Consider the following 6,792-nt stretch of genomic DNA (forward strand, 5'->3'; position numbering starts at 1 on the left):
TTTCCAGCGCCTTGGGAACCCCCTGCGATTCTATCCGGTCGGATTATGCTCTAGCCGGTCAACCCGAGGGCGAAACAGTTCCACACGATCGTCAGCGAGCGCGAACCGTTTATCCGATCTTGGTGGTGCAGGCCGATTGCAGGGGGCAGTCCTGCCCCGATGATCGCCCCGGGCACGCAGGATCGCACGACAGTGCAGCGATGATTCAACTGGGCAGTGGCACCGCCGGCGTTCAGATCACGGGGAAAGTCAGCGCCCATCAGAGCCGGCCAATGTTTTCGTGCCGCCTGCGCCTCAAGATTGTCGCGGTCGCCGGAGCGGACGCGCCGCACCATCAGCATGAGTGCTCTGGCTTCTGCCTGCCTCGCGCTGCCAGCGATCACGCGTGCACTGTAATCCTGGTGACAAGGCTTTTCTGCCAAAGCTGTTTGAATAGCGGGCGAGCCGCATCCACTTTCGCCCGCATTCTCGCTGCCCGGGGATGGTGGCCATCAATCGGTGATATGAAGGCGGTCGCCGTATTGGTGTAAGTGCAAGGCACCAGGATTGTGCAGTGTTCTGCGAGCGCCACGACAGGTCTGGTCTTTCAGGTCACACCGTGCGCATGAACGATAGCCGCTTGAATATCGTCGAGCGCCCCGCCCTGTTCCTCACGATCAAGGCTGACAACCAAAGATCCGCGATGCGCCGACAGGTTCAGATCATCCGAGACAATATCGACAACACGATCCATGGTCAGCCGGAGGCTGGCCCGTCATCGATGGTGAGAGGTTAACGCGGCCCGGGATCGAAGATGCGCCCAAGTTCGTCGATACGAATCTGCCGGGCTCTGGCCTTCTGCAAGCCGCCAGCAGAAGAATAGAAATATTTGAAGGGATCAATATCGGGCGAAGTCGCGTCTCGCGCTTTCAAGGGTCCTGCTTCCTGATGTTCTGCAAAGGTAATCTGTCCCCCACTGGAAAATTTCACGACCCGCATGATCTTGCGCGGCTGACCTTGCGGCTCGACCGCTACCAAATCGTTCTGGCGCAAACTTAAAACTCTCTTCGCCGCTGGGTGTGGGCGCTGGACAGGCTGGCCGGCCTGGTGCGCTTCAAACATGGTTATGATGCCCGAATGAGCTTTCCCGTCCCTGTCCCTCCAGCTTGATACCCATTTTCCGTCCGGCATCCGCCACACGTCATATCGCGCATTGGCATCGCCCTTGTAGGCTTTGAAGGCATGACCCGATGCGTCACGGATCGGGATGACCTTCAATGTTTCCCGCACTCTGACATGCCGTATACCCTTGAACACAGGGTCTGATTTGGAGAACTGGGCCAGCGCCTCCTGGAAATCCTTACCCGATTTACCGTCAGTGGCCTCCCGCAGTGCCCGCTGCAAAGCAGCGTCCGGGATGCGGATGGGATTGGAGAGGTCATCCGGCTTGAGGCTGAGCAGAGGCACACGGTGGACGACAATCGGCAAGCCGCTTTCGCTGGTCAGGCCGGTCAGTCCGTAGGCAGTCTCGTTGTGCAGCCGTGCGGCGGTGGCATCCTTGCCCTTTGCCGGAACGCCCTTGCGGCCATGATCGGCCTTGTGACTGACAACAACGCGCGCCAAAGACTCATGCAGATCTTCGCGGAATGTTTCCCAAGGCTTGGGCAGATCGATGAAAAGCCTGTCGAGATCCTGACGCTCCGCGCGGCCCGCCGCCCTCGAAATCTCGTTCAACAGACCCCGTGTCGTGACCCCGACAACGGCGGCATCAATCGCATGGTGGCGATGATCGAGGCGATTCTTGGGCGCGCCGCTATGGGGATTCTCGATATAGTTATGATCGGGCAGAAGCTCGTTCAAACCCCATAGGCGCCGCAGCATCGCGGTCATGCGACCGGGGATGACATAAACCCCGGCAGTGTCGGGATAAAGGCTCGAAAGATAGGTCCGTGCCATCCGCGACAGATATTGCGTGTCGCTCAGCTGACGCGCAATAAAGCCGCCCTCTTGATTGAAGCGTTCGATTGCGTCCGGGGCAAAGCGCCATTGCTTTGATTTATGGAGCCGTGACACTTGCTCGGCGATGATCGCCCAGCGCTCCGTGTGTCCCCAGGCTTCCCAAGGCGTCTTGTTGCCCTTCTCCTGCTTGCAGCTGCGATGCGCGATGACCTTGTTTGCGGCGCTATCGTCGAGTGAACGGGAATAGGGAATGATGTGTTCAATCTCGGTTTCGCCTGAGAACAGCGCCATTTGCCCGATGTGACGTCCGCAAAACGGGCAGCACCGGTCGAGCGGATTGTTCGGATTGAGGTCTTCCCACAATTTCAGGAGCGACCGGTTCGCCCCGGTATCAGGCTGTCCGCTTTCGAGCAGTTTCTTCGACCTGGCCTCAGCAGCGCGAGTGTTAGCGCCGATACGCCGGTTGTGTTCGGCCTTGCCTTTCTCGCTGAGCTTCAGTTCGCGTGCCAGTTCGACAACAATCTCATCCGGGCGGCCATGAGCCTTGATAAGGGCATTCAGCAAGCGGCGGAGCTGGTTCAGGCCGATATGGACCGTGGGATTGGTGATCTTGCCCCAGCGTATTTCGTCGTCGTCGTCCGGATCGAGCGAGCCGGGCGGAATTTCCCTGGAGAGGATTTCACCGTAGTAAGGCAGCTGCTCCAGTATCTCGCCGGTGCGGAAATCGCTGTGCGACTTTCCGAGCGCGGCTTCCACTGCCTCGTTGTATGTCAGCGGATGTCCATCTTTCGACCCCGACTTGAGTTGGGCGAGAATCAATCGGCTGGCCGTTTCGCCGAGGCGCCCATGGCCTTCTGGCAGGCGCACACGCCCAATCGCTTCCGCCTGTTCCACAGTGACACCGTGCGTGGCCATCAACCAGTCGCGCAGGCGAACCGGATCTTCCTCCTCTGCCACCGTCTCGATAATTGACCATTGAACGCCGGGATCGAAATGCGCCCAACGATCACCAAAGCACCTTTTGTCGCTAAATGAGGTGAAGATTTCATCGCCGGCAAGACCAGTGCGGTTGTCGGTAGCCTTGTTGAAGCTCTCACCATCAGCGAGCTTCAGCAGTCTCGCCAGGCCTGAGAAACCCGCGGTCTTCGCCGATTTCAGTTTGAGAATGATCTTGTCGCGCTGCTCGAGCGTCAGCTTTCGAGATGGTGCTCCCGCTCTCGTGATTTCAAGTTGATTGACCTCTTCATACAACCGCCGTTCCTGAAAAAGCGGGTGGGCCTTGGGCAGGCGTGGCTCTTCGTTGAAAAAAGTGCAGCCTCCGACCTTCGGTGTCTTCAATGGTCGCTGGAAAAAGATGATGCGCCGCAACCGGTCGCGGACAGCATCGGTCAACAACGCGGGATTGTATGCGGCCTGTGCTGCCCAGATCGCGTCGAACTCAGCTTCCAGATGGCGGCGTTCGGGGTAAAAGTCATAGCCATCTGCTTCCGTGCGCATCCGCACGCGTTTTGCATCCCTGCCAGCCAGAAACTCCCCATAGGTGCGCGCGCCTGCTTCATGCATCGCCAGATCGAGCGCCTTTGCACCGTCCGCGATCTTGCCACCCTCCTTGTCATTCCCCGCTTTGCGCTCAGCCTTACGGTTCGATTTGAATCCTCGCCGCTGGTTCAGATGGAAGAGCACTCGGCCGAGAAGGTGGGGTTCCAGTTCTTCATCCAGTGCTGTCACGCGCAGAGCATAAGGGTCGCATCCGGTCAGCGCTTTGGCTTCTTGAATGTCAGTAGGCATGAGGCCAGTGTTCATCAGGGCGTCCAGCAAAGCCGACCGACGCCGAACATAGCGATCACGCCGCCGTCGCATCGCCCGTGCTTCGCGCCGGTCAACCGCAAGAGATGTTCCTGACTTGGGATCTCGCCCGTCTGAGAAAATGCGAACGCCGATGTCGCGTATACCGATCGGCTTGCCTGCCCCATCAAGATTGAAAAGGCACCAACCGATGCTGTTCGTGCCAATGTCGAGACCAAGACGCGTGCCCATCGGAAATCCTGCTGTCAGCCAACACCCAATTCTTACGAGGGATATTGACGACTGCAAGCGATATGGTATTTCTAGGATTCAGAAATCGTGGTCTGGTTGTTAACAAGCAACTTGATTGCACCAAATAAGGTGGGGGCTGCGGCCCCCATTTTTACAGCGCGATTTATTTGAGTCTCGCGCTGAATTAGCTCGACCAGCGACACTCAACGGCGCAAGTGGCGGTATCTTCCGGTCTATGTCAGGCCTATCCCCGCGAGACACACGAGATGGTGTTTGACGCCCAAGCCCAGGGCTTCGCCTTCTTCAACCGCGTTCCGCTGAGGGGGATCCATGACACATGAAAACCCGCAGATCCGCGGTCTTCGGGGCAAGAAGCGTGTAAGACGACGGCATCAATAGCACCGTGACTTCTCCACCGGCCGCGACCCTCACCGCCGGCGTTGGTGTTGCCTCGGTCGTCAACTCGAAGTTTGCCCTCTATGGCCAGGCAGGCTGATCCTATGCCTGCATTAAGGGAATTCGGCGGGGTGAAGGACGGCGGCGGCTCCTGCTTCGCCCGAAGGGCGAAGCAGGAGCCGCCGCCAACAGCCATGGCTTGGTCGAGCACCGCTATTCGAATTGCCGAACCGGTTGATCACGCAATGAGGTGTGTGCAGGTCTCGGCCTACGCTTCTGAGCACTTCAGAGTGGGCAGACAAGGAGGTCGGCTATGCTGGCCTCTTCCTTTTCGTGCACTCTCGGGCGAACAAGAGTCACACCATAAGTCTGGCAAGCGCCGCCGACACAGTCTCGGCCCGTCCGTGGGGAAAATCCTGCTTTGCTGAGCCCCCTCGCGCAACCACGCCGATTGCTTCCAATGGCGATTGCGACGATGCTCGACCCTGTTAGGAGCGATCGATGGAAATGCTCGACAGGTTAATGCGCTTTTTCCTGCAGACAGGCTTGCCGCCCCATGGCTTTTGCCTCCTTTGGGATCCGGGTCTTGTCTGGACGCATGTCATCGCCGACGCGCTCATTGCAATGGCGTATTACTCAATTCCAGTGGTTCTCTGGCTGTTTCTGAGGCGTCGTCCGGACCTTGAATTCGGTTGGGTCCTGGGCCTTTTCGCCCTCTTCATCCTGGCCTGTGGCACAACGCACCTGATCAGCATTCTCGTGTTGTGGGTTCCGGCATACGGTATCGAAGCGCTCGTCAAGGTCATCACGGCTGGCGCCTCGATCGTGACAGCGATTGTTTTGTGGCCACTTCTACCAAAGTTGGTTGCCGTACCCTCGCCGAGCCAGCTGCAATCCGCACTTGACCGATTGCATGAAGAGGTGGCCGAGCGCCAACATGCGGAAGAAATGCTGCGGCAGTCACTAAAAATGCAGGCAGTGGGCCAGTTGACTGCAGGGATCGCACATGATTTCAATAATCTGTTGACGGTCATCAATGGCAATCTGGAGCGTCTGAAGCGCGGAGTTGATGACGAGCACAAGGCCGCAAGAAGCATCGAGAATGCCCTTTCAGCCAGCGAACGGGCGGCAAGGTTAACCGGTCAGTTGCTCGCTTTTGCCCGCAAGCAGCCCCTCCTGATCGTCCCGGTCGACGTCAATCAGGCAGTCTGCGATCTTGTGCCGCTAATCGAACAGACGACCGATGGGAAAATGACGATCGAGACGGACTTGTGGCCCGCGCCCCTGGATATCGCGATCGACAAGAACCAGTTCGACGGAGCGATCCTGAACCTCGCGCTCAATGCCCGGGACGCGATGCCGGCAGGTGGTCTTTTGCGGATCACCACTGCCATGGAAGGTGGGTCCGTTGCTATCTTTGTGAAAGATCAAGGCGTCGGGATGGACAGCGAGACCATTTCACGGGCGGTCGAACCGTTCTTCACGACCAAGCCTGTCGGTTCTGGCACCGGCCTTGGCTTGAGCCAGGTCTTCGGATTCGTGGTGCAAAGCGGTGGGCAGGTCAAGATCGAGTCCGAGCCGGGAACTGGAACCAGCGTGAAGCTTTCTTTTCCGCGACGTGTTGGAGGGGCAGATGAAGCGAGTGCTGGCTGTTGACGATGAGCCGTTGCTTCTCGAGCTTCTCGTCGATGAGCTTGAACTTGGCGGCTACAAGGTCGAAAGTGCCTCGAACGGTGATGCTGCCATGGCCCTGCTGGGTTCGGATCACAGGTTCGACGTGATCGTCACGGACTTGAGGATGCCTGGCAAAGTCGATGGCTGGATGCTTGGCCGTCATGCCCTCGACAGCGATCCGGATGCTCGAGTAGTCTACATGACAGGGTATGCCGAAATGCCGGCGGCGTTGACCGATCGAGAGAAATTTCTGCGCAAACCCTTCACAATGGACAAGCTTTTCTCGCTCCTCTGAGAAGGACCGTTCTTCCCTTTCAGGCCTTGCAGGCGATCTTTGTGTGTCGTCCTGGATCAACCCCTACGTTCAGTTACGAGCCGTAACTTGAGCCGCTGCGCAATGCGCAAATTGGCAGTCGCCCCGCAATTCCCGCCAACGACCGACCACCGGGCCTGACGCGAAACGAAAGTCACCTTGGCGATGATCGCCGAACCCACACAACCGGGCTGCCGCATCTGGCTGCGCCATGCCGACCTTGACGGCCATCCGGTGCCACAGGGATGCCAGCAGCCGGCAATTCAACGATAGAGCACCGCCAATTGAATGATCTGTCCGATGGCAAAGCAAGGCTTGCCATTCATTGTTCCTGCAAGCAGCTGTCGCCTTTCCCGGCAATGGTTTTGCGCGTTTGCCTTTGACGTGCTCCCCTGATTGTTACCGGTCAGAGGTAGAGTCTCGCTCCTTCATGA

Annotated in this window: 5 protein-coding genes; 2 read left to right on the forward strand and 3 right to left on the reverse strand. The window is 58.2% G+C overall.

Annotation, left to right across the window (positions count from 1 at the left end):
* Positions 1-50: 50 nt before the first annotated feature.
* The 3 genes from AX703_RS24805 to cas9 all read right to left on the reverse strand — a co-directional run bounded on the left by AX703_RS24805 (position 51) and on the right by cas9 (position 3,975).
* Entirely contained in the window at positions 51-341 is a 291-nt protein-coding gene (locus AX703_RS24805; protein WP_156452208.1) for a hypothetical protein, read from the reverse strand.
* Between the two features lie 245 nt (positions 342-586).
* Positions 587-733 carry a hypothetical protein gene (locus AX703_RS27660; RefSeq protein WP_156452209.1) on the reverse strand — a complete coding sequence of 49 codons (147 nt, stop codon included), beginning with the start codon at positions 731-733 and terminating at the stop codon, positions 587-589.
* Between the two features lie 38 nt (positions 734-771).
* Positions 772-3,975: a type II CRISPR RNA-guided endonuclease Cas9 gene (gene cas9, locus AX703_RS24810; protein ID WP_062348047.1), complete on the reverse strand. Its 3,204-nt coding sequence runs from the start codon at positions 3,973-3,975 to the stop codon at positions 772-774.
* 897 nt (positions 3,976-4,872) lie between these two features.
* Between cas9 and AX703_RS24815 the strand changes: the two genes are divergently transcribed.
* Together AX703_RS24815 and AX703_RS24820 are read left to right on the forward strand one after the other, a co-directional pair.
* Positions 4,873-6,027, forward strand: coding sequence for an ATP-binding protein (locus tag AX703_RS24815; protein ID WP_197423830.1), 1,155 nt, complete (start codon positions 4,873-4,875; stop codon positions 6,025-6,027).
* Positions 6,005-6,340 carry a response regulator gene (locus AX703_RS24820; protein ID WP_039338037.1) on the forward strand — a complete coding sequence of 112 codons (336 nt, stop codon included), beginning with the start codon at positions 6,005-6,007 and terminating at the stop codon, positions 6,338-6,340. The genes AX703_RS24815 and AX703_RS24820 overlap by 23 nt, the downstream gene beginning before the upstream one ends.
* Positions 6,341-6,792: the final 452 nt, after the last annotated feature.

It is taken from the genome of Novosphingobium sp. CCH12-A3, from assembly GCF_001556015.1.
GTDB classification, from domain to species: domain Bacteria; phylum Pseudomonadota; class Alphaproteobacteria; order Sphingomonadales; family Sphingomonadaceae; genus Novosphingobium; species Novosphingobium subterraneum.

What these genes read in the sequence shown, in the direction of transcription:
- AX703_RS24820 (WP_039338037.1), top strand. Translation starts at nt 6,005, where the DNA reads ATGAAGCGAGTGCTGGCTGTTGACGATGAGCCGTTGCTTCTCGAGCTT.
- AX703_RS24815 (WP_197423830.1), top strand. Translation starts at nt 4,873, where the DNA reads ATGGAAATGCTCGACAGGTTAATGCGCTTTTTCCTGCAGACAGGCTTG.
- cas9 (WP_062348047.1), bottom strand. Translation starts at nt 3,975, where the DNA reads ATGGGCACGCGTCTTGGTCTCGACATTGGCACGAACAGCATCGGTTGG.
- AX703_RS24805 (WP_156452208.1), bottom strand. Translation starts at nt 341, where the DNA reads ATGCTGATGGTGCGGCGCGTCCGCTCCGGCGACCGCGACAATCTTGAG.
- AX703_RS27660 (WP_156452209.1), bottom strand. Translation starts at nt 733, where the DNA reads ATGGATCGTGTTGTCGATATTGTCTCGGATGATCTGAACCTGTCGGCG.